Below are 24,541 nucleotides of genomic sequence, written 5' to 3' on the forward strand. Positions count from 1 at the left end.
ACAGTAGTCGCTACTCGTCAGGGAACCATTCTTGTAATAAATCACGAGAACGCTCTAACTCTTCTTGCCAAGTATCCACGCCAACCACCGTTGGTTTTAATAAAATAACTAACTCGGTCTTCTGAGTTAACTTACTTACATTACGGAATAAATGGCCTAATGCTGGAATATCTCCCAAGAATGGAACTTTAGATACTTGGTCAACGATTTGGGATTTCATCAAACCACCAATAACCACCACATCCCCACTTTTAGCACGAATAACCGAATCTGATTCACGAATTGAACTTTTCGCCAATGGTAATTGAAGTACGCCACCTACATCGCCAAGATCTATCTCTTTAATTTCTGTTTCAACATCAATAACAGAAGGATGTACATGCAACATTACATTGCCTTTATCATCGATTTGAGGGGTCACATCTAATGAAATACCAGAGAAAAATGGCGTCAGAGTAACTTCTGGCGACGCATTTGAATTATCACCACTGCCTGTTACGCTTGATACTTCAGTAACAAAATATTCATCACGACCCACTTTAATAACGGCTTTTTGGTTATTTGCCGCTGTCACTCTAGGGCTTGAAAGAACGTTCAAATCACCTTGAGTATCCATGAAGCTTAAAACAGCATCAAAGTTACCATCAGAAATCTTAATATTGGTTTGCCCCCCAAGCAGTGTTCCAATCGCATCCATTCCGGGTAAAACCCCCGCGGTAGTACCCGCCGTTTGGCTCAGAGAAATATCAGTACCACCAATTGATGCGCTTAAATTAGTCCAATTAATGCCTTGTTGATAGCCATCACTTAAAGTTACTTCTAATAATTTTGCTTCTAAAATCACTTGGCGCTGTAAACGTTTGTGTGAGGTTGATAAAAATGCTCTGACCTTACGTAATTCATCTGGAGAAGCGGTAATCGTTACAACGCTGGCTTGCGGTGAAACTACGACACTACGACCAGAACCATTACCGATCATCACTGAAACCGCTTTCTCTAACTCTTTCCAGAAATCACTTTCACTAGTGGTTTCAATTTCTGTTCCACCTGTAGCTGAAGATGAAGAGCTACTGCTTGAACTTAAATTGTCGTTGTTTCCTGAGGAAGAAGCATTATCAGAATTTGTGATAGAGCCGGTTGTTATTGTCGTTAGTGAACGGCCTTTACGAGTAAGCTGTAAATAGTCAACAGGGATTGTTTCTGTGCGGATAGCCGCAGGGTAAACTTGCAGTATCTTATCTGACTTTACAATTTCATAGCCATATAAGTCTTCAACAGAAGAAAGTACTTCATCTAGAGTGACATCGTTAACATTCATCGTAATACGACCAGAAACTGCAGGATGTATTACTACACTGTATTCCGTCCCTTTCACTAAACTGGTAAAGAAAGCCTTTGCATTAACACCATTCGCCTTAACTCTAAAGCGCTTCACTGGATCTTCAATTTCAACCGATTTTGCGTTGAGCTCAGGCATCAGATCTGCCTGGACAGATGCAGGTAAATCGACAAGTAACTGACTGCCATTATCATTAATAGACTTATCTAAGGTTTGTTTAATTTCAACAGGATCTCGATGACCCATTGAGCATCCTGTTAATGATGCAACCATTAATCCAATGATGACATTACATACTTTCATTACTGCAAACCTTAATTCTTAATATTTTGTGAAAATAGAGAAAGTTGCCACGTTTTACCAGAACGACCAATAGAAACGCTATCTTCACGAACCGCTAATAAGGTATATCCTGATACTTTGTCGCCTTTTTTCATTGATTTATCATCTAATACGGCATAACAATCATTTGTACCACTGCAACTAATCGCTTGCAGAGATGGGAAGTAATGACGTTTTTTAGTCACCACTTTCTTTTTAGCTACAGGCTTAGTCCAACTTAATGGTTCAGTTGGATCGTGCCCTTCAGTGCTATCTGAAGCAAACGTAAAGCTTGAAAATAAAGCCAATAAAATAAGACAAACCTTCATATTAACCGCCGATAAATCCTTTACTTGAACCAAGTGTATATACTTCAATCGTTAGCTCTGCCGTTGGGTATGTCTTAACCTCATAGCGGAAGTTTCTCCAATAATATTTAACAGGTAACGCTTCTAAACTTGATAAATACATTTCTATATCAAAGTAGTTACCTGACAACACTAATTTAACCGGGTGAATGTAATAACCCGCTTTATTATTCTCATCAAGTAAACGCTCTGAAGGCTGCGTACTCATAGAGATCAAGGTTAACTTTGACGACTGCTGTAATACGGTTTCTAAAAGCTGAGCCATCTGAGTAGGAGAAACCAATGCAGCAACTCGATTAGACAATAATTGAGCTAAATCTTGGCTTTGTAACGTTAGATCTTGATACTGCTTGTCCACTTCAACATTTGGGTCTTTTTGTAAGCGAAAGTGAGCTAACTCAATTTGCTGTTTTAACGATGTAATTGAATTAGTTACCTGATAAGTTTCGCGCTCAGTCTTCTGTTTCGCAACAAGCGCTGGCTCAATAAACAGACTAAATGAGATAAAAATGACCGCGAACCAACCAACCAGAGTAATAAGTATTTTTTCTCGTTGTGAAAGTGCAAAAAATGCATCTTTGGCTTTAATCCAATTCTCCATTATTTTTCCTCTGCCGCTTTAGTGTTTAAAACAAACGACACCAATCCTTTCTCATCGGTTTTTATGTCTAACTGATTAAACGTTCGGCCAATAAGATGCAATTCATTTTCAAAGCTCTGTATCCAATGTGGCACCACATCTGGTGTTCGAGCGTACCCAACAAAATTTACATCTTCTCCTGAAATATAAATTTTTGTTAACGATATGTTCCCTTTACCAAGCTGAGCTAAGCTACTCATCACACCGGAATAACCAATTTGCATTCCTTCATCAAAGTTATCGATAACTTTTAATGATGACTTCTTAGATTCAATATCTTCTTGTAAGCGCTTAATTGCAGCTAATTTTGCCGCGGATGGTTTATGACTTTCAAGCTGCTTGTTCAAGCTACCCAGTTCTTGCTGATAACTCTGCTCTTGCGAAGATAATACAGTGAGGTGACTTTCTAACTGGTTCAATTGCCACTGATAATAGCCCGTAATCATACCTACAACAGCAAGACCTACTCCCCAACTAATTATCACATTTTGTAACGTAAAGTGATCGACTTTAGGCTTCAGTCTGTCGTTATATAAGTTAATATCAGGTTTGTTAAATAATCCTAACCAGCTTAGTATTTCACCAGAGTAAAATACTCTTGGCTCATCGACCAATAAGGATGCGACTTGTACACCAAGACGCTTTTGTAGTTCAGCAGAAAGGTCAGCATCATCTTCATCATCACAACGGAAATAAAGGTGATTAATATTAACGCCATGCAGTTGTGCACTTAAATAATCTAAAGAACGCTGTAATTCCAAAGCTAAACTATCAAGCTGAAAGCTATTAGATAGTTCGCCAGTTAATGGGGCTGTAATACCACGTAATGAACGGTTTAAATGTAAATTACCTTCATTAAAAGCAAGCAACTTAAATTCAGCAGAAGCACTGTGACTTAATAACATGAAGCTATTTTGTTCTGGTTTAGCGTATTTCCACACTAATTCATCAGGCGTCACGTTAGATATCTGAATTGAAAGTGGTTTTAATAACTCAAGAATCGTTTCTATTACTGAAACCTGAGAAATATAAACCTGCATTTTCCCGTTGGTAATATCTACACCATCAGCAATAATGTCAGAGACTCTATCACTAATTAAATCTTTCACTAAAAAAGGCAATGCACCTGGCAGCTCTTCTTTAGGGATATTTGGGGTTTCTATTTGAAAGGATTGATATAAATGAGAACCGATAACAATATTTACACAGCAGTCAGATAAACCCACCTTTTGGCAAGCGCTAACAAGCGAATCTCTCCACGCTTGAGGCTGACTAACAGGCATGAAAACTTGCTCTTTAAGCGCTTTATTTCCACCACTTTTTGCAATGTAAATACCGCCTTGCAATATCACAATTGATGCTGTGACATTGACTGAACGAGATAGCTTCAGTTTTTTAAATGCATCCATTATCTTCATCTACTGCTAGTCTCTTATCTCTCACTTTATTTACTATGCTCTCAAAAAAGCGCAATTTTCGCGATAATACAGCATTCTATTCTTTTCTGATATGTTGTACTTCATAAAACACGAAAAACTTACTTTTCCCAACGACTTCTTCTTTTAGGTATTGATAGCTTTTCTTTATGGTGAAACAAGGCCGTTTCTGCTTCGAAAATTCGCCCTTGAGCACCTTCAACACCAAGCTCTTTTATTACTTTTAATTCTTTTTTATTTTCAATACCCACAGCAAGAACTTGTGAACCTGTATTTTCGCAAGCACCTAATAAACTTCTCACAAACAATTGGTTTTCATATCGTTGAGGGATATCCTTCATCAAACTGCGGTGTAATTTAATGTAATCAACATTTAAATCCTTAATATAGTGAGTGCTCACTATTGTTCTTCCCGCTTGCTCTACAATTAACTGACAACCAAAGCTTTTTATTAACTTTGCTACTGGTCTTACCGCGTCTAAGTAAGTAACTACTTGCCCTTCAACTAACTCAAAACTTAACCGCTGAAGTTGAGCTCGAGGTGTTTGTAATAGTCGATTTCGTAACTGCCTAATAAATCCTGAATTTTGTAAACTTTTAACATGCAAGTGTACAGAAAAAGAATGCTGCGAAAATTCAGGATCACTAAGTAAAGGGAAAACTTGTTTTAACACGGCAGCATCTAGCTTAATTTGATACCCTACTTGTGCGATCGCAGGTAAAAATCGAGACGCTTTGATCTGCACACCATTCTCATCTTTAATTCGAGAAAAAAGCTCTAAGTGAAGCGGATTCAGAGCAGCACCATCAAATAAGAATGTTGATTGCTTATATAGAATTAATTGATCTTGAGAAAAAATAGCATCAAACAAGTTTCTCCAGCGCACACTTCCTAAACTTTCAGTCAGTTGCTGCTGTTTTTTAAACAATGACCAGCTATTATTGTTTTGTAATAATGCACTACGATGAGCCATATCAAGCTCATCCATCAAGCGACCTCGTCTCTCCCCACTCACATACATACTGACACCAATATGGCACCAATTATCAATATCTAGGCTTTTAGGTGGAATAATTTTTTCTATCACTTTTAAACATTGTGAAGCTAAAACTTTTGCTTCTTTTAGTGATTGCTGTGGAATAAGAAGCGCAAAATCAGATTGATAATAGCGAGAAAGAACACTGTCATTGTAACGTTGCATTACATTGTTTAATTGCTTCCCTATCTCGACAATGAGTTCATCTCCAGCTGCATTTCCACTTTCTTCAATTAATTCTTCCCAACCATTGATACGTAATAATAACAGAACCCCTTGGCTTTCTGACTCTTGCAGAGTTGACTCTAACTTGCTGTCAAATAACACTCGATTTGCCGAACCTGTAAGTTGATCAAGGAAGGTATGCGTGCGTATAAATGTATCAAAACGGCTACGCTCTTTTCTTGCATCTTTCAACTCAGCAATCACGTTATCAAGAGCCAAGCTTGCTGTTGCTGGCCACTCTTCTTCATTACCTATGGCGTAATCATCTAGCTTTCCTGCCAGTAGCATACGCCCACGTTCTTCTAATAATTCTGAACCATGCAGTTGTTTTCTTAACCAGACGACGCCCCACAATAATGAGACGATAATGACGGCAATCGCAGCTGTAATTGAAAATAACGCCCCTAAAGAATAAGTAAAAGCACTATAAGGAGGGACGGATTTGAAAGTAATGGAATAGCCTTTATTCTGTTCTAAAGGCAGTGTTTTTTGATATAGTAAATTATTATCAGGCATAACCGCTAAGGTTTGAAAAGAGTAAACGACACCGGTGGGTGAAGATAGCTCCATGCTTACTACACTGCTTGCCTTTAATAATTTAGGTAGCCATTTAGTCATTGATTTTGCTTCCTCTGGCTGAAGAAGCTCTTCATCAACAACATTAACGACACCAATTAAATAGTGCTCAAGATATTCATTGCCTATCTGCTTAAATGAGATCGTCCCACCAATAAATAAAATAAAAATAGCGGCTGAAACCATTAATGTTACAAACGAAATTAATCGGTTACTCAACCGTAAACTAGGGGTTTTTCTCATTAAACTTTTCTTCCTTGAAAAAGTTGGCTTTGAATCATGCCACAATTTAAAATGTAAATTTTTGAGCTATCTCTAAGCCCGTATTAGATGTAATACAAAGACCTTACTTAAGTTCTTTATGATACGAAGCTTCAGTAACAGAGTAATTATACATCACTATAGGCCCTTTAGCTCACTAAGGTAACGGCGTGAACATCGAATTCAATTAAACAAAACACTTTCTTTCTCTAAGAGTTGAATGACTCTACTCATTATAATAAACCGTTGAATTAGTAATAAACTTCCTGACTTAACAATAAATATCACTCATTGATTAGATTACTCATAATAAAAAAGCCTCTAAAAATAGAGGCTTAAATCAAACAGTAAATGAGTATACACTTTAATTTTTTGGCGAACTAAAACGGAATGTCATCATCAAAATCCATTGGCGGCTCATTGTATTGAGGTTGAGGTGCTTGTTGAGCTTGCTGCTGAGGCGCTTGTTGATATTGCTGCTGTTGAGGTGCAACATTATTCTGCTGAGTAGGCTGTTGAGGCTGGCCCCAGTTACCTTGCTGTTGACCACCAGCAGGTGCGCCTTGGCCACGGCCACCAAGCATCTGCATTACGCCATTAAAACCTTGAACTACAACCTCTGTAGTAAAACGGTCTTGACCACTTTGATCTTGCCATTTACGCGTCTGAAGTTGGCCTTCAACATAAACTTGAGAACCTTTACGTAAATATTCACCAGCTACTTCTGCTAATTTTCCGAATAAAGCAACGCGATGCCATTCAGTTTTTTCACGTTGTTCACCAGTTGCTTTGTCACGCCATGATTCAGACGTTGCAATTGTAATGTTTGCTACCGCACCGCCACTTGGCATGTAACGGATTTCAGGATCTTGCCCTAAGTTACCCACAAGAATAACTTTATTAATACCACGGCTGGCCATAGTTTGCTCCAGATAGATTAGAGGTGAATATTCATATCACCCGGTTATATATACAGTAGTCTTCAGTCTAACACGTTCAAGGTTATTTCTGATACCCCTAAAGATGGAATCCATTTCATAACCTCCTAAAATAGAGACACAGTTAAATAATTCTAACTACTCACACGGCTAAAAAGTTCAGGGCACTCTTTTAATTACAATGGGTATACTTAATATACTCATTTCGCTATTCTTGCTTTGTACTTAATCAAATCAACCAATTAGCATTTATATTTTCTATAATGCCTCATCGAGATGTGAAATAGGGGTAAAACAGCTCCTCAGTCTTAATATTAAACCTAGTTTTAACTAATTATTCATAGATGAATCGCATTAATGGCTACACGAGATGATTGTTTTACTCAAAGCGCTTCATTTCATTATGTTTAATCGCTAAACTGCATCCATAATGATGAAGCTCAAAGGGCTTTCAACGAATTTAAAATATTGTCTATCTAGGACTCAATGATGATCAAAAAATGTCTTTTCCCTGCCGCAGGCTACGGCACTCGCTTTTTACCAGCAACCAAATCAATGCCAAAAGAGATGATGCCAGTCGTAAACAAACCTCTGATTGAATATGGTGTAGAAGAAGCAATTAATGCTGGAATGGACGGGATCTGTGTTGTAACAGGTCGTGGTAAACACTCTTTAATGGACCATTTTGATAAAAACTACGAGCTAGAACATCAAATTAGTGGCACAAATAAAGAAGAGTTACTGGAAGATGTGCGTGAGCTGATCGACGCGGCTAACTTTACCTATATCCGCCAGCGTGAAATGAAAGGCTTAGGTCATGCAATTCTTACTGGCCGTGAGTTAGTGGGTGATGAACCATTTGCGGTCGTACTTGCTGATGATTTATGCGTAAATGAAGAACAAGGTGTTCTTTCTCAAATGGTTGCGCTGTATAAACAATTCCGCTGCTCTATTGTGGCAGTAGAGGAAGTGCCAGATAACGAAACTCACAAATACGGCGTAATTGCTGGTGAGATGATCAAAGACGATTTATATCGTGTAGATAACATGGTTGAAAAACCAGAACCAGGCACAGCACCAAGTAACCTTGCTATTATTGGTCGCTACATCTTAACTCCTGATATTTTTGAGATCCTAGAAACAACAGAACCAGGCAAAGGCGGTGAGATCCAAATTACGGATGCACTACTAAAACAAGCTCAATCAGGCTGTGTTCTTGCGTATAAATTTAAAGGTAAGCGTTTTGACTGTGGTAGCGTTGAAGGTTATATCGAAGCAACCAACTACTGCTATGAGAATGTTTATTTAAAAGACAAAAAATCGTCAGAACTTGCAAAACAAAAAACAGGTAAAAAATAACCTTTAATTTGCTAGCTAGAATAATGCCTTGTAATTCATTACAGGGCATTTTTATATCCCCTATAGAATCTCTCCTCTAATAAAACCACTGTTTTTTTACCCAGTACCCCTTTGCTGTTTTAACACTCTGTGCAATACTTATCCTCTAGTTATTCTTTAAGTAGAGAGCGTTCCATGGATAAAATTGAAGTTAGAGGGGCAAGAACCCATAACCTAAAAGACATTAGTTTAACTATCCCACGAGATAAGCTAACGGTTATTACTGGTTTATCTGGTTCAGGCAAATCCTCTTTGGCCTTTGATACTTTGTATGCAGAAGGTCAGCGACGCTATGTAGAGTCTTTATCTGCATACGCTCGTCAGTTCTTATCATTAATGGAAAAGCCAGATGTTGACCACATAGAAGGTCTTTCTCCTGCTATTTCTATCGAACAAAAATCAACGTCTCATAACCCTCGCTCTACTGTCGGTACGATTACTGAGATTTACGATTATTTACGTCTTTTGTATGCACGTATTGGGGAGCCTCGTTGCCCTGAGCATCATGTAGAACTAACCGCACAAACTATCAGTCAAATGGTCGATAAAGCGCTAGAGTTGCCTGAAGGCACAAAGCTAATGCTATTAGCTCCTATTGTGAAAGAACGTAAAGGTGAACATGTTAAGACGTTAGAGAATTTAGCCGCGCAAGGGTTTATTCGTGCTCGTATTGATGGCGAGGTTTGCGATTTATCCGATCCACCAACGTTGGAATTACATAAAAAACACACCATTGAAGTTGTTGTTGACCGCTTTAAAGTTAGAGATGATCTAAAACAGCGCCTTGCTGAATCTTTTGAAACCGCTTTGGAACTGACAGGTGGTATTGCGGTTGTCGATTATATGGATGATACCAAAGACGAACCTCTAATTTTCTCAGCTAACTTTGCATGCCCACATTGTGGTTACAGCATGTCAGAGCTTGAGCCTCGCTTATTCTCATTCAATAATCCTGCAGGAGCTTGTGGTACTTGTGATGGTCTAGGCGTTCAACAATATTTCGATGCCGACCGCATTGTTCTAGATAATAAATTAAGTATTGCTGAAGGAGCGATCAAAGGTTGGGATCAAAAAAACTATTATTACTTCCAAATGTTAGGTTCATTAGCCAAGCATTACGGATTTGATCTTTTCGCACCATTTAAATCACTATCAAAAAAATTCCAAACCATCATTCTTAATGGCTCTGGTTCAGAAGAAATTGAATTTCAATACAGTAATGATCGCGGAGATCTTCGTGTTAAACGTCATCCTTTTGAAGGAATACTAAACACGCTTGATCGTCGTTATAAAGAAACAGAATCAAGCTCTGTTCGTGACGACCTATCAAAGTACATTTCAACTCAATCATGTTCAAGTTGTCATGGTACTCGGTTACGTTTAGAAGCACGCAGTGTATTTGTTGGTGACACAACATTACCTGAAATCTGTGAGATGAGTATTCAAGATTCAATGGCCTTTTTTAGTTCACTAGAGCTGAAAGGACAAAAAGCTCAAATAGCAGATAAAGTAATGAAGGAGATTAATGAACGCCTGCATTTCCTTATCAATGTTGGTTTAAATTATCTTAATTTATCACGCAGTGCTGATACTCTTTCTGGTGGCGAGGCTCAACGTATTCGTCTGGCAAGTCAAATTGGTGCGGGTTTAGTTGGTGTTATGTACGTTCTTGATGAGCCTTCCATTGGTCTTCATCAACGGGATAATGAACGTCTCTTAAAAACCCTTAATCACCTTCGTGATCTTGGTAATACCGTTATTGTTGTTGAACATGATGAGGATGCAATAAGAAGTGCCGATCATATTATTGATATTGGTCCAGGGGCTGGAATTCATGGCGGTCATATTGTTGCAGAAGGTAGCTTTCAAGATATTATTTCAAATTCAGATTCACTAACAGGTCAATACCTAAGTGGAGCTAAAGAAATCGCTGTGCCTAAAGAACGCATCAAAGCCGATCCGAAAAAACAGGTCGAATTAATTGGTGCGACAGGCAACAACCTAAAAAACGTGACATTAAAATTACCTGTCGGTCTTTTTACTTGTGTAACAGGGGTTTCTGGTTCAGGTAAATCGACACTGATTAACGATACGTTCTTTAAAATTGCTCATACTCAGTTAAATGGAGCCACCACATCAGAACCGTCACCCTATAAGAAGATCAAAGGGATCGAGTATTTTGATAAGGTTATCGACATTGATCAAAGTCCAATTGGACGAACGCCTCGATCAAATCCTGCAACTTATACAGGGATCTTTACCCCTATTCGTGAGCTATTTTCTGGTACGCCAGAATCTCGTTCTCGTGGGTATAAGCCGGGTCGCTTCAGTTTTAATGTCCGCGGCGGTCGCTGTGAAGCCTGCCAAGGTGATGGTGTAATCAAAGTAGAAATGCATTTCTTACCTGATGTTTATGTACCTTGTGACGTATGTACAGGTAAACGCTATAACCGCGAAACGTTAGAAGTAAAATACAAAGGTAAGAGTATTGATGAAGTACTTCAAATGACAATTGAAGATGCTCACACTTTCTTTGAACCAGTGCCTGTTATCGCTAGAAAGCTACAAACCTTAATGGATGTAGGGCTGTCTTATATTCGTTTAGGGCAAGCTGCGACAACGCTATCTGGCGGTGAAGCCCAACGAGTTAAATTAGCTCGAGAACTATCAAAGCGAGATACAGGGAAAACGCTTTATATTCTAGATGAGCCGACAACTGGTCTGCATTTTCACGATATTCAGCAACTATTGAACGTCTTGCATCGCTTACGTGAGCGAGGCAATACCATTGTCGTGATCGAACATAACCTTGATGTCGTTAAAACTGCTGACTGGATTATCGACTTGGGGCCAGAAGGTGGACAAGGAGGCGGAGAGATCATAGCAGAGGGAACACCTGAAGATGTTGTATTAGTTGAGGGGTCTCATACGGCACGCTTCTTAAAACCAATGCTAAAGTAATAAAATTAAGCCTTTTATTGCTTGGATCAGATAGAATAAAGCCAGCATTTTGTTGGCTTTACTTTTATTCTCATGCTCGTAATAAGGAATTAATGAAACATGGCAACGCTACTCACTCAAGGAACATTATTAGAAGCTAGAAAGATTAAAAAACCATTAACTAAATCCTATCTATTCAGCTTAAGTGTCCTTTTCTTTGTTTGTGCTCACTTTTTCCAACCCAACCCTGGAGGTTCAGGGCTACACCTAGCATTCAATGCCGCCTCTTGGATCCCTGCCAGTATTGCAATCGCAATTGCCTTATTTCATACAGCAAAACAGGGACTAATTAAATATTCCACCTTAACTCTGGTTTTATTGTTCGCTGTTAGCTTACTTTCCCTTCCTCTGTTCTATCACGATGCCTCTCCTCAATTAGCTTTAGGAAAGTTTTTAGGTTTATGGGCTGGATTACTTTTCTTCATTACTCTGCAACAGTTCGCCTTTTCAAATAAACAGAAGCAGTGGCTCTTGTGGTGTATTATCGGTTCAGTGTTAATCGAAGCAGTTTTTGGCTATATCCAATACCTTTTTCTAAAGGAAGGGAACAACTTCGGTTATAACGTTATAGCAAATCGCCCTTACGGTATTTTTCAACAACCCAATGTAATGGCAAGTTTTCTAGCGACAGGGCTCGCTATCGCCTCTTACTTCCTTGCTAGACAACCAATTAAATACCGTGAAAATGTTATTGCACTCACTCTACTTTATGCAACGATCTTATTTACCTTACCACTGATCGTCGTATTAGCGTCTCGTACAGGTTGGCTAGCGACGGCTTTCAGCCTTATTTTATTAACGCCATACATGTGGAAATATTGTACAAAACAACGTTTCTTTTCTTGGGTATTAGCGTTAATTATTGGTTTTAGTGGTAGCTTTGTTTTATTTAACTTGTCTCAAGATAATTTATCTAAAGTATCATTAATTAGTCAAAAAGCGGATCTAGAAAGCCCGAGACGGTATACCTTTCCACAAGCTCTAGACATGTTTTTAGAAAAGCCGATTACCGGTTATGGTTATGGTAATTTCGAGGCTGATTACACCCTATATACAGCAAAACAACACCAAATTTCATCAAGCTACAAACCGGGGTTGCCTTCAATGGATCATCCTCACAATGAAGTACTATACTGGGGCGTAGAAGGTGGCATCGTTGCAATATTGGGTTTATTAATTGCAGCGGGAGGGGTGTTACTCAAAATACGAAAAAGCAAACTAGATACACAATTTGCTTTGCTCGCTTTAATTGCTCCGATCTTTATTCATAGTCAGCTAGAGTACCCGTTTTACCACTCTATGCTGCACTGGTTTACGTTCATCATTCTTCTGTTCTGGATAGATCAACTAAGCTGTAAATATAAAAAGTACCGCATTAGTGATATCAGTAAAATAACATTAAGAGTCAGCTCATTAGTACTGCCAATTGTCACTGTTTTTTATATGCTTTCAACACTTCACACGAATTGGGTTTTAACTAAATTTGAAACGACTCGACCAATGAACCCTGATATTTTAAATCAAGTAACTAACCCTGTGATTTGGGAAGACAGATTTAATTGGGATGTGTTATCTGCTCAGCTATCCATTGGGATAATGAACAAAAAACCAGAACTGATCTCGCCTTATATTACTTGGTCAAAAGAACTGATTAAAACCAAGCCAAGACCAGCCTTTTATCAAAACCTAATCATTGCTTATCAAGCTTTAGGCGAAGAAAAAAGAGCAGAAGATATTAGAAGAGAAGCCATTTTTCTCTTTCCAAATAACAAATTTGAATTGGTACAACTCGACGAAAAGTTACGTCAAAAATAAAATCATAAATAAAGACACAGTAAAAAGCCGCTACGTTTTTAGCGGCTTTTGTATTTGTAACCTAAAGAACGTCAGATAATGCTTTTAAACATAATGCGACATTTTCTTTTTTAGCCGCATACCCCATCAAACCAATACGCCAAGTCTTTCCGGCTAAATCACCCAGCCCTGCGCCAATTTCTAAATTATACTCATTCAGTAATCGACTCCTAACTTCTACATCGCTAACACCTTCTGGAATATAAACGGCATTAAGCTGTGGTAAACGATATGCTTCATCAACCATAAACTGAATACCTAGCGATTCTAATCCTTCTTTTAATTCTTGATGATAAAATGCATGTCGACTCCACGCGGCTTCTAATCCTTCATTTTTAAGCATCAATAATGATTCGTGCAATGCATACAAACTATTTACAGGCGCAGTATGGTGATAACTTCGTTTTCCTTCACCACTCCAATAAGACAGGACTAAGCTTTGATCTAAGAACCAGCTTTGCACAGCTTTAGTTCTTGATTTCATCTTATCGACCGCTCGCTTAGAAAACGTCACAGGAGATAAGCCAGGAGTACAAGATAAACATTTTTGAGAACCAGAATAAACCGCATCTAATTGCCATTTATCAACTAATAATGGTACACCACCCAACGACGTTACTGCATCAACAATAGTTAAGCAGCCATGTTGGCGCGCAAGAGTTGAAATGGCTTCAGCATCACTTAATACACCGGTTGATGTCTCTGCATGCACAAAAGCGACGATCTTTATATCTGCATGTTGCAGTAAAGCCTCTTCAACTTTATTTAGTGAAACTGGCTCACCCCATTTATCATCGATAACAATCGCAGTTCCACCACATCGCTCAACATTCTGACGCATACGCTCGCCAAAAACACCATTGCGACAAACTAAAACTTTTTCGCCTTCTTCCACGAGATTAACAAAACAGGTTTCCATTCCTGCACTTCCTGGTGCAGAAACCGCAATGGTAAACTCATTTTCTGTTTTAAATGCATACTTAAGTAGCTCTTTTACTTCATCCATCATTTTAATGAATAGAGGATCTAAGTGACCAATCGTTGGGCGACTTAATGCCTGTAATACTTGTGGCGATATATCAGAAGGTCCAGGTCCCATAAGGGTTCTTTTTGGTGGGATAAAACTTTGCATCATTCACTCCTTGAAATATAGGGTGTTTAAAGAATAGACACAATAATAATTAAACTCAATTAGACGAAGTAATTAGAGTGACTTAACTATAGAAAATAGCCATAAAACACTTATATTTACTTTAAATCGGAGAAATACAAATAAAGCCATTACTATTGATTGACATTTGTTTCATAAAAAAGCACATTGTTAACATATGTTTTGTTATATAAAACATACACAGAAGAGGAGCACTGCCTAGGTAGCTTTATTTGTGGAGCCCAAACTCCCAAACAAATAAGTGAGGGAGAGCAGTGCCGAGATAATCTTGATTGGGAAAAGATTATCGATCGTACAGGCTGAATCCTTACGATTGCCACTTAATTTTAAGTGGAGAGCTTCTAGCAGCTATTTATTTTTTGCTATGACTCTTCACATTTATTTCCACATTGGATGTAGTCGGGAGACAGGAAAGTGAACCCTATAAATGTTGCTAAATTTGGCGGAACAAGTGTTGCAAATTTTGAAGCAATGAGCCGCAGCGCTTATGTCATAGAACAGAACAAAAATACTCACCTTGTCGTTATCAGTGCTTGCTCGGGTGTCACTAATCTTTTAGTTGAACTCGCCAACGGCACACAAGATAACCAAAGAAAAAAAGTAATCCTCTCTGAACTAAAATCCATTCATTTTTCTGTATTAGACCAACTTTCTGACCCTATTTACCCTGAAAAAGCCATTCTTGAGATCCTTGATGATATAGAAAAAGCGTCTGACGCAGCAACTTTCCAACCTAGCGATAAACTTACTGACCACCTTGTCGCGTGTGGTGAGTTAATGTCTACCCACCTTTTTACTCAACTATTGATTGAACGTGGAAATTCTGCGGTTCGCTTTGATATTCGAACCGTACTACGCACCGATTCCAAGTTTGGTAAAGGTGAACCTCAACGTGAAGAAATTACTCGTTTAGCTAGAGAAAAACTGATACCTCTATGCCAAAAACATATCGTTGTAACACAGGGCTTTGTTGGCTCAGATAGTCAAGGGAATACAACAACATTAGGTCGAGGAGGCAGTGATTACAGTGCCGCTTTGATTGCAGAATCAGTGAATGCGTGTGGATTAGAGATTTGGACCGATGTACCGGGTATTTATACAACCGACCCACGTATTGCCTCTGCTGCCTCACCAATCCCTGAAATCAGTTTCAGCGAAGCCTCTGAAATGGCAAATTATGGGGCTAAAATATTGCACCCATCAACCCTATTACCAGCACTTCGCCATCAAATTCCGGTATTTGTTGGTTCATCAAAAGAACCCGAAAAAGGCGGCACATGGATTAAACAGCAGGTAAATAGCTCTCCACTATTTAGAGCATTAACCCTACGCTGCAATCAAACCATGGTAACATTACATAGCCCAAATATGTTTCATGCTTACGGTTTCCTTGCCGAAGTGTTTAAAATTTTGGCAAAATACCAAATATCTGTAGATTTAATTACAACTTCCGAAGTCAGTGTTGCTCTCACTCTTGATCAAACAAACACCAGTGGCAAAGCACCTGAATTGCCACCAGAAGCACAGCAAGAACTTGAAGAACTCTGCACAATCGAAATAGAACACAATTTGTGCTTAGTTGCGCTCATTGGTAATCAAATGAGTCACTCTAAAGGCTCAGCTAAACAAGTATTCGGTACTTTAGAGGATTTCAATTTACGTATGATTTGTTATGGTGCAAGCCAACATAATTTATGCTTTTTATTGAATGAATCAGACTCAAAACGTGCAGTTCAAGTTCTACATAAAGAGATATTTGAATAAATAGAACTAATTTAAATAAGGACCAGACCATTTACACTTGAATTGATATCAAGTGTATAAACTAAAAATCCCATTAATAGATTTATTAATGGGATTTTTTATTTTTAATTTAAAAAGAAATTAGTTTAAATTTGGACCTAACCATTTTTCAGTCTCTAACATGTCCCAGCCTTTTCTTTCCGCGTAACTCTCCGCCTGATCTTTTTGGATCTGAGCTATCGCAAAATAACGAGAATCAGGATGAGAGAAATACATGCCAGAAACAGAGGCTCCCGGCCACATAGCGTAGCTAGAAGTCAACGACATTCCTATTGCTTCTTCAACACCCATCAACTCCCACAATGTCCCTTTTTCTGTATGCTCAGGGCAAGCAGGGTATCCAGGTGCAGGACGAATACCTTGATATTTTTCACGGATAAGATCATCATTTGAAAGATCTTCGCCTGGTGAATATCCCCAAATACCTTTACGTACTTCTTTATGCAAATACTCGGCAAACGCTTCAGCTAAACGGTCAGCAACGGCTTGGATCATAATGGCATTATAATCATCACCTTTGGCTTTATAGTCATCAGCAAGCTCTCTTTCACCAATGCCACCAGTCACAGCAAAGCCACCAATCCAATCGGCCTTTCCGCTCTTTTTCGGTGCGATATAATCAGATAAACAATAGTTAAACCCTTTTGGTTTTTCTGTTTGTTGACGTAAATTATGCAGTACTTTCAATACCTCAGTACGTGATTCATCGGTATATACTTCAATATCATCATCGACACTGTTGGCAGGAAAAAGAGCACACATTCCTCGCGCTTTTAGTAAACCTTCTTTTTCTACACGATCCAACAGATCATTCGCATCTTTATATAAACGCTGCGCTTCTTCACCCACTTCTTCATGATCTAAAATTGCAGGGTATTTACCCATTAAAGACCATGTCATAAAGAAAGGTGTCCAATCAATATATTGGCGTAACGTCGCAACATCCATATCATCAATAATATGCGCACCCGGCTTTACAGGTGCCGGAGGCGTATAGCTTATCCAATCAATATCGACTTTGTTTGCTCGCGCTCTTTCTAGTGACACGGGTTTTGTTCGTGGTTTTTTACGATTATGTTGATCACGTACTCGCTCGTAATCTAAATCTAACTTTTCAACAAATGCAGGTTTCAGTTCATCAGAAAGTAATGAGGTACATACGCCAACCGCACGAGAAGCGTTGTTAACATAAACCACAGGCTGAGAGTAATTTTGTTCTATCTTAACGGCAGTATGTGCTTTAGAAGTTGTTGCTCCACCAATCAAAAGTGGCAAATCAAAGCCTTGACGATCCATCTCTTTAGCCACATGGACCATCTCATCAAGTGATGGTGTAATAAGGCCAGAAAGTCCAATAATATCGACGTTCTCTTCTTTCGCAACTTTTAGAATTTTCTCACAAGAAACCATCACGCCAAGATCAATGATTTCATAGTTATTACATTGAAGAACAACCCCAACAATATTCTTGCCGATATCGTGAACGTCACCTTTCACAGTTGCTAATAAGATTTTGCCATTGGTTGAACCTACATCTTTCGTGGCATTAATAAAAGGTTCTAAATGCGCTACGGCTTGTTTCATCACTCGTGCTGACTTTACGACTTGAGGAAGGAACATTTTCCCTTCACCAAATAAATCACCCACGACGTTCATGCCGTCCATTAAAGGACCTTCGATCACTTCAATAGGGCGAGCGGCATTGACCCGAGCTTCTTCCGTATCTTCAACAATGAAGTCAGTAATTCCTTTCACTAAAGAATGTTCAAGACGCTTTTCTACCGACCACGTTCTCCATTCTAAAGCCGATTTATCTTCAACCTTCCCGACCGCTCGTTCTAGATATTCTGTTGCCATATCAAGTAGACGTTCTGTTGAATCATCACGACGGTTAAGTACAACATCTTCTACCGCTTCACGTAAATCTTCAGGTACATTATCGTAAATTTCTAATTGGCCTGCATTTACGATCCCCATATCCATACCGTTCTTAAAACAGTGATATAAGAACACGGCGTGAATCGCTTCACGTACGTAATTATTACCTCGGAATGAGAATGATACGTTAGATACGCCACCTGAAATCATGGCATGGGGAAGTGTTCTTTTTATATCTGCAACGGCTTCAATAAAATCAACAGCGTAGTTGTTATGCTCATCGATTCCTGTTGCAACAGCAAAGATATTTGGGTCAAAAATAATGTCTTCTGGTGGGAAACCAACTTCATCTACTAAGATGTTATAAGCGTTAGTACATATTTCTATTTTTCGCTCACGCGTATCCGCTTGACCTACTTCATCAAAGGCCATCACAATTACAGCCGCACCATAGCGACGGATTAGCTTAGCTTGTTGTAAGAATTTTTCCTTACCTTCTTTAAGTGATATTGAGTTAACAATACCCTTACCTTGAATACATTTAAGACCCGCTTCGATTACTTCCCACTTAGAAGAATCAACCATCACCGGTACTTTGGATATCTCTGGCTCTGAAGCACATAGGTTTAAGAATTTAACCATACACGCTTCAGCATCAAGCATACCTTCATCCATATTGATATCGATGATTTGAGCGCCGTTTTCTACTTGCTCACGAGCGACACTCAATGCTTCATCGTATAGCTCTTCTTTAATTAAACGTTTAAAACGAGCAGAACCGGTGACATTAGTTCTTTCACCTACGTTCACAAAAAGGGATTCTTGAGATATTGTTAACGGCTCTAAACCAGATAAGCGACAAGCTACCGGAAGTGTAGGTAATGAACGAGGTTTAATACCTTCAACCACTTGTGCCATTTGACGGATATGCTCAGGTGTTGTGCCACAACAGCCACCGATCAAATTTAAGAAACCACTTTCAGCCCACTCTTTTACGTGCTCAGCCATTTCTTCTGGAGAAAGATCATACTCACCGAAGGCATTAGGCAAACCAGCATTCGGGTGTGCTGAAACACTGCACTCTGAAATACGAGACAACTCACTCACATACTCACGTAATTCATCAGGCCCTAATGCACAGTTCAAACCAAATGAGATTGGTTTAACATGACGCAAAGCATTATAGAACGCTTCTGTTGTTTGTCCTGAAAGCGTACGACCTGAAGCATCGGTTATCGTACCTGAAATCATCACTGGTAATATGATACCCATTTCTTCAAAAACAGATTCGACTGCAAAAGAACAGGCTTTTGCATTCAAGGTATCAAAGATAGTTTCGATAAGAATTAAATCAGAACCACCTCTAATTAAGGCACGAGTTGATTCTGAGTAGGCTTCGACTAATTCATCAAAAGAGACATTTCGATAACCAGGGTCATTCACATCCGGGGAAATAGAACACGTTCGGTTTGTAGGGCCTAAAACACCTGCAACATAACGCGGTTTATGTGGTGTTTTTAATGTCCACTCATCAGCGACTTCTCTTGCTAACCTTGCAGCTTCGAAGTTCATTTCTTCGCTCAGGCTTTCCATATCATAGTCAGCCATTGCGATTGTTGTTGAGTTAAAGGTATTCGTTTCTAAAATATCAGCACCCGCCTCTAAATAAGCAGAATGAATATCCTTAATAACTTGAGGACGAGAAAGCACTAAAAGGTCATTGTTACCCTTTAAATCACAATGCCAATCACTAAAGCGCTCTCCACGATAATCTTGCTCTTCAAACTTATACTCTTGGATCATGGTACCCATACCACCATCTATCAAAAGAATACGTTTTAATAACTGTTGTTCTATTTGAGTTTTTTTATTGCTTCCTGCCACGGTACTGCCTCATCCATAATACGTTTCTTTTACAATCCTATCACACATAGAATAGGAATCTAGACGTCCAAAATAGATTTATTTCCACAAATTAGAAATAAAGTTTGATATTTATCAAATAGAGCGGAAAATGACCTTAATCACATTTTGTTACATTAATGACATATTTAGAGGTTAACCATGTCTGTGTATAACACACTCTGTTTTCTAGCAGCTGCTGCTATGCTAATTGCTTTTATTAATAGCAAGATAGGAAAAATGCAAACTACGATCGCTATCACTGCTGGTTCAATGATTCTATCACTAGGGATCATTATCGCGGGGCAAAATGATTGGTTTAACCTAAGAGAAGTGGCAACCGAAACTTTAACTGAGATAGATTTTGAAGACTTCCTATTAAATGGAATACTTGGTTTCTTATTATTTGCCGGTGGGCTAGGAATCAAATTACAAAACCTGAAAGACCAAAAATGGGAAATAACTGTACTTGCTTTAGGGGCAACGCTATTTTCAACCTTCTTTATTGGTTTTGCGTTATGGGGAATATGCAATCTCATTGGTATTAATCTTGATTTAATCTACTGCTTATTATTTGGTTCCCTTATCTCTCCAACTGATCCTATTGCTGTTCTCGCTATTGTAAAAAAACTGAATGCTCCACAACGTATTTCAACTCAAATCGAAGGTGAATCGTTATTTAATGATGGTTTTGGCTTAGTTATCTTCGTAACGCTATTTACGATTGCTTTTGGCTCAGAAGCGCCAACAGTCAGCAGTGTAACCGCATTATTTTTACAAGAAGCTATTGGCGGTGTTATTTATGGTTTTGTTTTAGGTCTGATTTTTCATTATCTAATAAGCTCTACAAATGACCATTCAATGGAATTATTATTAACTATAGGTATTCCTACATCAGGTTATGCCTTTGCTGGGATCCTTGAAGTTTCAGGCCCATTAGCAATGGTTGTATCTGGAATTATGATCGGTAACTGGACACGTTACATTGGGTTTTCAAAGGAAAGTGAAGACCATTTGGATAATTTTTGGGAGCTGATTGACGAATTTTTAAATGGCGTATTGTTTCTTCTTATTGGTATGTCGATGCTTCTATTCCAATTCCATCAAGAAGATTGGATATTAATGGCAATCTCTATTCCACTAGTACTAGCAAGCCGCTATATAAGTGTCTTTTTGTCATATGTTGGATTTAGAAGATTCAGAATATATAACCCACTATCTGTAAATATACTAACTTGGGGCGGACTTCGAGGAGGATTAGCTTTAGCAATGGCTTTAGCTATCCCAGCTGGTATTTTAGTGATACCAGAGAAAAATATTGATGTGAGAGAAATTATACTTGTTATGACTTACTCTGTAGTTGTCTTTTCTATTTTAATTCAAGGTTCTACCATTACAACAATGATTGAAAAAGCAAAGAAATTGGAAAAAGATACTTAACTTTTTCGTCATATATTACTTAATGGAGATGCATCTTATGTATCTCCATTATTTATATCTATGGCTACAAACTCGTAATCTCACCCTTTATACTTTACAAAGATCTATACTATTAATAGCTAATAAGCTATCTATGCCCCCAGCCTCGAGATCGACATCCCCTCGACCTAACTGGCCGTAAGCTCTTCAATAAAAACCCTAACTAACTAAACTACCACTTCACCGTGTCGATTCGTAAGCGCTTAACTAACCACACATATCAATATTAAGCAGGCTTTGTCATAGTATCTTTTTAATCGGAGGTATTATGAATCAGCAAAGTAAGCGCGATCATTGGGCTAATATTTTAGAGCAGCAGAAAGAGAGTAACCTATCTATCAAGCAATTTTGTATTGATAACGAAATCAGCTACCAAACCCTTTATTACTGGTCCAAGAAACTCAGCGAGTCAGAAGTCACAACAAAAATTCACCCCATTATCGTGACAGAGCCAACACAAGAGCAGTCTAATATTGTGGTGCTGACATGTAATAATGGCCTTCGTGCCGAGTTACCAGCAAATCTTAATTCCAAACAAATAAAATATTGGGTTGATGCATTGCAATGATACAGTCAGGAAAGGTTTACCTCGTCGTTAGTGTCACCGACATGAGAAAATCCATTGATGGCTTATCACTCATTGTCGCCGAAACGCTGGAAATGGACCCATTCAGTGAAGCCTGGTTTATTTTTTGTAACCGCAATCGAGATAAACTCAAGATCTTGTTTTGGGATACCAATGGTTTTTGGCTTTATTATCGTCGCTTAGAAAAAGGGACTTTCAAATGGCCAACCCCCAATATTGATGGTGCGCTCCACATTAGCAGACAACAACTCAACTGGCTTTTATCTGGACTGACTTTAGATCATGCCAAAGCTCATAAGCCGTTATTTAACCTAGAAGTGTGATCGCTGATAATGATCATCAAATTGGACTTGAACGATCCTTTTTCGATGTCACACTTAGGGTAATTAAACAACCTTGAGCTAAAGCATGACCGATCTTCCTAATGATATTGAGCAACTAAAAGCGATGCTACTTGAGCTTCATAATCAAAATGAAGCCAAAGAGAAGCTGCTTGTTGCCAAGCAAGAAGAAGTCGCTGAATTAAAAACTCAAGTTGCACTCTTGGTTGAGCAATTAAACCTAAATAAATCCAAGCGCTTCTCATCGCAAAGTGAAAAAGTACCAAAAGGTACTTTTAATGAGGCTGAACAGCAAAACTCGCTCCCTAAATCGAATGATGAGAAGAAAAAAACAGGTCGTAAACCTCTACCAAAAGAGCTTGATCGTGAGATACACAAGCATGAACTCAATGCACCTTATTGTGAATGTTGTGATGAACCATTGCATGAATGTGGGGTTAAAACCTCAGAAGAGCTTAAAATCATTCCTCAAAAGGTCACTGTCATTCGCCACGAACGCACTAAATACGCTTGTCGCCAATGCGAAAAAACACAAACCAAATCCAACATTATCACCGCACCAAAGCCCGCTAGCATGATCCCAAAAAGTATGGGAAGCGCTGACGCCTTTGCGGCAGTCGTGACTGCTAAATACGTGGATGCCTTGCCATTGTATCGTCAGGTCGACATATTAAATCGCTCAGGCATTGATATAAGTCGTGCGACATTAGCCAATTGGTGTGTTCAGTTGGGTAACAAAGTGAAACCAGTCATTGATGAAATGAAATCAAGACTGCTTAATGAAAAACTTATCTGCGCAGATGAAACCACAGTACAAGTGTTACGCGAAGAAGATAGAAAAGCGCAAACCAAATCTTATATGTGGGTTTACCGTAGTGGTGAATTCATTAAAAACCCTGTAGTTATCTATGATTATCACCCAAGCCGTGCAGCAACGTGTGCAAAAGATTTTTTAGGTGATTACTCAGGATACTTACTCTCTGATGGCTATAGCGTATACGACACATTAGATGCCGTAACCCAAGCCGCGTGTATGGCACACGTTCGTAGAAAGTTCACCGATGCACAAAAAGCGTCACCCTCTAAAAAAGCGGGAAAACCAGAAAAAGCGCTCAACTTCATCGCCAAACTTTACGGCGTAGAAAGAAAGGCAAAGGGATTATCTGCAAATGAACGGCAGAAGATAAGAAAACAGGAAGCTGAGCCAATATTGAATGAATTTAAAGAGTGGCTTGATGTTCAAAATGTCTTACCCAAAGGGGCATTAGGTAAAGCTATCGCCTACACTCAAAAGCCATGGCCTAAATTACTCACCTATCTTGAGGATGGTGATATCAGCATCGATAATAATGTCACAGAAAGAGACATTAGGCCGTTTACCACAGGTAGAAAAAACTGGATGTTCTCGACGTCTGTCGAGGGTGCGAAGGCGAGTGCTAACTTGTATAGCTTGGTAATGACGTGCCGCGCCAATGACATTAACCCGTATTATTACTTCCAGTATCTATTTACGGAATTACCTAAACGTGATCCAGCCGATGATATGTCGGATCTTATGCCGTGGCTCGTTGAAATGAGTGATGCAGAGTAAAGCATCACTAGTTCATTGAGCGCTTACTTCGATTCTGCATCATTTACTTTTATACCAACGTAAAGAAGCCCTAATCTTTTAATTAGTTTTTAATCGTGGCTGCGTTAATGGGATTTTCTATCAACCTTGAAAGCGACACGTCCTCCGGCTTGACTAGCCGCTAAGTTTTCCAATAAAAAGCCTCACCAACTGAACTACCACTTCGCAGTGTCTATTCAGCATCATTCAACTTTTATACATATGTAAAAAAGTATAGTGGGTACGTTAACTGGACTTTCTATTAACCTTGAAAGCGACACGTCCCCGGCGTGACTGGCCGCTAAGCTCTCCAATAAAAAGCCTAACCAACTGAACTACCACTCCCCAGTATCTATTCAACATCATTTTACTTTTATAT

General features: G+C 38.9%; 16 protein-coding genes and 1 riboswitch. Of the genes, 8 read left to right on the plus strand and 8 right to left on the minus strand.

Features of this window, described 5'->3' with window-relative positions; genetic code table 11:
• Positions 1 to 10: 10 nt before the first annotated feature.
• The 6 genes from mshL to F8B77_RS12325 form a co-directional block, all read right to left on the minus strand.
• Entirely contained in the window at positions 11 to 1,642 is a 1,632-nt protein-coding gene (gene mshL, locus F8B77_RS12300) for a pilus (MSHA type) biogenesis protein MshL (protein WP_151655550.1), read from the minus strand.
• A gap of 11 nt (positions 1,643 to 1,653) precedes the next feature.
• Positions 1,654 to 1,989 (minus strand): type IV pilus, mannose-sensitive hemagglutinin D (MSHK), encoded by a 336-nt coding sequence (locus F8B77_RS12305; protein ID WP_151655551.1) that lies wholly within the window; start codon positions 1,987 to 1,989, stop codon positions 1,654 to 1,656.
• A 1-nt stretch (position 1,990) separates the two neighbouring features.
• Positions 1,991 to 2,629, minus strand: coding sequence for a type 4a pilus biogenesis protein PilO (gene pilO / locus F8B77_RS12310; protein WP_151655552.1), 639 nt, complete (start codon positions 2,627 to 2,629; stop codon positions 1,991 to 1,993).
• The gene (locus F8B77_RS12315; RefSeq protein ID WP_244298259.1) at positions 2,629 to 4,077 is read right to left on the minus strand and encodes an MSHA biogenesis protein MshI; all 1,449 of its coding nucleotides are present in this window, start codon (positions 4,075 to 4,077) and stop codon (positions 2,629 to 2,631) included. Before F8B77_RS12315 ends, pilO begins: the two co-directional genes overlap by 1 nt.
• 128 nt (positions 4,078 to 4,205) lie before the next feature.
• The gene (gene csrD, locus F8B77_RS12320; protein ID WP_151655554.1) at positions 4,206 to 6,185 is read right to left on the minus strand and encodes an RNase E specificity factor CsrD; all 1,980 of its coding nucleotides are present in this window, start codon (positions 6,183 to 6,185) and stop codon (positions 4,206 to 4,208) included.
• A 398-nt stretch (positions 6,186 to 6,583) separates the two neighbouring features.
• The gene (locus tag F8B77_RS12325; RefSeq protein ID WP_151655555.1) at positions 6,584 to 7,123 is read right to left on the minus strand and encodes a single-stranded DNA-binding protein; all 540 of its coding nucleotides are present in this window, start codon (positions 7,121 to 7,123) and stop codon (positions 6,584 to 6,586) included.
• A gap of 507 nt (positions 7,124 to 7,630) precedes the next feature.
• On the opposite strand from F8B77_RS12325, the gene galU reads away from it, so the two are divergent.
• The 3 genes from galU (at position 7,631) to F8B77_RS12340 (ending at position 13,354) form a co-directional block, all read left to right on the plus strand.
• Positions 7,631 to 8,500 (plus strand): UTP--glucose-1-phosphate uridylyltransferase GalU, encoded by an 870-nt coding sequence (galU, locus tag F8B77_RS12330; protein WP_151655568.1) that lies wholly within the window; start codon positions 7,631 to 7,633, stop codon positions 8,498 to 8,500.
• 174 nt (positions 8,501 to 8,674) lie between these two features.
• Positions 8,675 to 11,500: an excinuclease ABC subunit UvrA gene (gene uvrA, locus F8B77_RS12335; RefSeq protein WP_151655556.1), complete on the plus strand. Its 2,826-nt coding sequence runs from the start codon at positions 8,675 to 8,677 to the stop codon at positions 11,498 to 11,500.
• 99 nt (positions 11,501 to 11,599) lie between these two features.
• Entirely contained in the window at positions 11,600 to 13,354 is a 1,755-nt protein-coding gene (locus tag F8B77_RS12340) for a PglL family O-oligosaccharyltransferase (RefSeq protein ID WP_151655557.1), read from the plus strand.
• Positions 13,355 to 13,415: 61 nt separating this feature from the next.
• Here the strand turns inward: F8B77_RS12340 and F8B77_RS12345 are convergent, their stop codons facing one another.
• A complete protein-coding gene (locus F8B77_RS12345; protein WP_151655558.1) occupies positions 13,416 to 14,525 on the minus strand; it encodes a pyridoxal-phosphate-dependent aminotransferase family protein in 1,110 nt (369 codons plus the stop codon).
• 215 nt (positions 14,526 to 14,740) lie between these two features.
• A riboswitch (Lysine riboswitch) is annotated at positions 14,741 to 14,913 on the plus strand.
• Between the two features lie 65 nt (positions 14,914 to 14,978).
• On the opposite strand from F8B77_RS12345, the gene lysC reads away from it, so the two are divergent.
• Positions 14,979 to 16,328 carry a lysine-sensitive aspartokinase 3 gene (lysC, locus tag F8B77_RS12350; RefSeq protein ID WP_151655559.1) on the plus strand — a complete coding sequence of 450 codons (1,350 nt, stop codon included), beginning with the start codon at positions 14,979 to 14,981 and terminating at the stop codon, positions 16,326 to 16,328.
• Positions 16,329 to 16,448: 120 nt separating this feature from the next.
• Here lysC and metH read toward each other — a convergent pair whose 3' ends face one another.
• Positions 16,449 to 20,129: a methionine synthase gene (gene metH / locus F8B77_RS12355; RefSeq protein WP_151655560.1), complete on the minus strand. Its 3,681-nt coding sequence runs from the start codon at positions 20,127 to 20,129 to the stop codon at positions 16,449 to 16,451.
• 180 nt (positions 20,130 to 20,309) lie between these two features.
• Here metH and F8B77_RS12360 point away from each other — a divergent pair, with 180 nt between their 5' ends.
• The 4 genes from F8B77_RS12360 (at position 20,310) to tnpC (ending at position 24,144) form a co-directional block, all read left to right on the plus strand.
• Positions 20,310 to 21,587 (plus strand): cation:proton antiporter, encoded by a 1,278-nt coding sequence (locus tag F8B77_RS12360; protein ID WP_151655561.1) that lies wholly within the window; start codon positions 20,310 to 20,312, stop codon positions 21,585 to 21,587.
• 307 nt (positions 21,588 to 21,894) lie between these two features.
• A complete protein-coding gene (gene tnpA, locus F8B77_RS12365; RefSeq protein ID WP_151655562.1) occupies positions 21,895 to 22,194 on the plus strand; it encodes an IS66 family insertion sequence element accessory protein TnpA in 300 nt (99 codons plus the stop codon).
• The gene (gene tnpB, locus F8B77_RS12370; RefSeq protein WP_151655563.1) at positions 22,191 to 22,535 is read left to right on the plus strand and encodes an IS66 family insertion sequence element accessory protein TnpB; all 345 of its coding nucleotides are present in this window, start codon (positions 22,191 to 22,193) and stop codon (positions 22,533 to 22,535) included. The genes tnpA and tnpB overlap by 4 nt, the downstream gene beginning before the upstream one ends.
• Before the next feature lie 85 nt (positions 22,536 to 22,620).
• Entirely contained in the window at positions 22,621 to 24,144 is a 1,524-nt protein-coding gene (tnpC, locus tag F8B77_RS12375; RefSeq protein ID WP_151655564.1) for an IS66 family transposase, read from the plus strand.
• Positions 24,145 to 24,541: the final 397 nt, after the last annotated feature.

The sequence above is a fragment of the Aliivibrio finisterrensis genome, from assembly GCF_008933155.1.
Taxonomy (GTDB): domain Bacteria; phylum Pseudomonadota; class Gammaproteobacteria; order Enterobacterales; family Vibrionaceae; genus Aliivibrio; species Aliivibrio finisterrensis.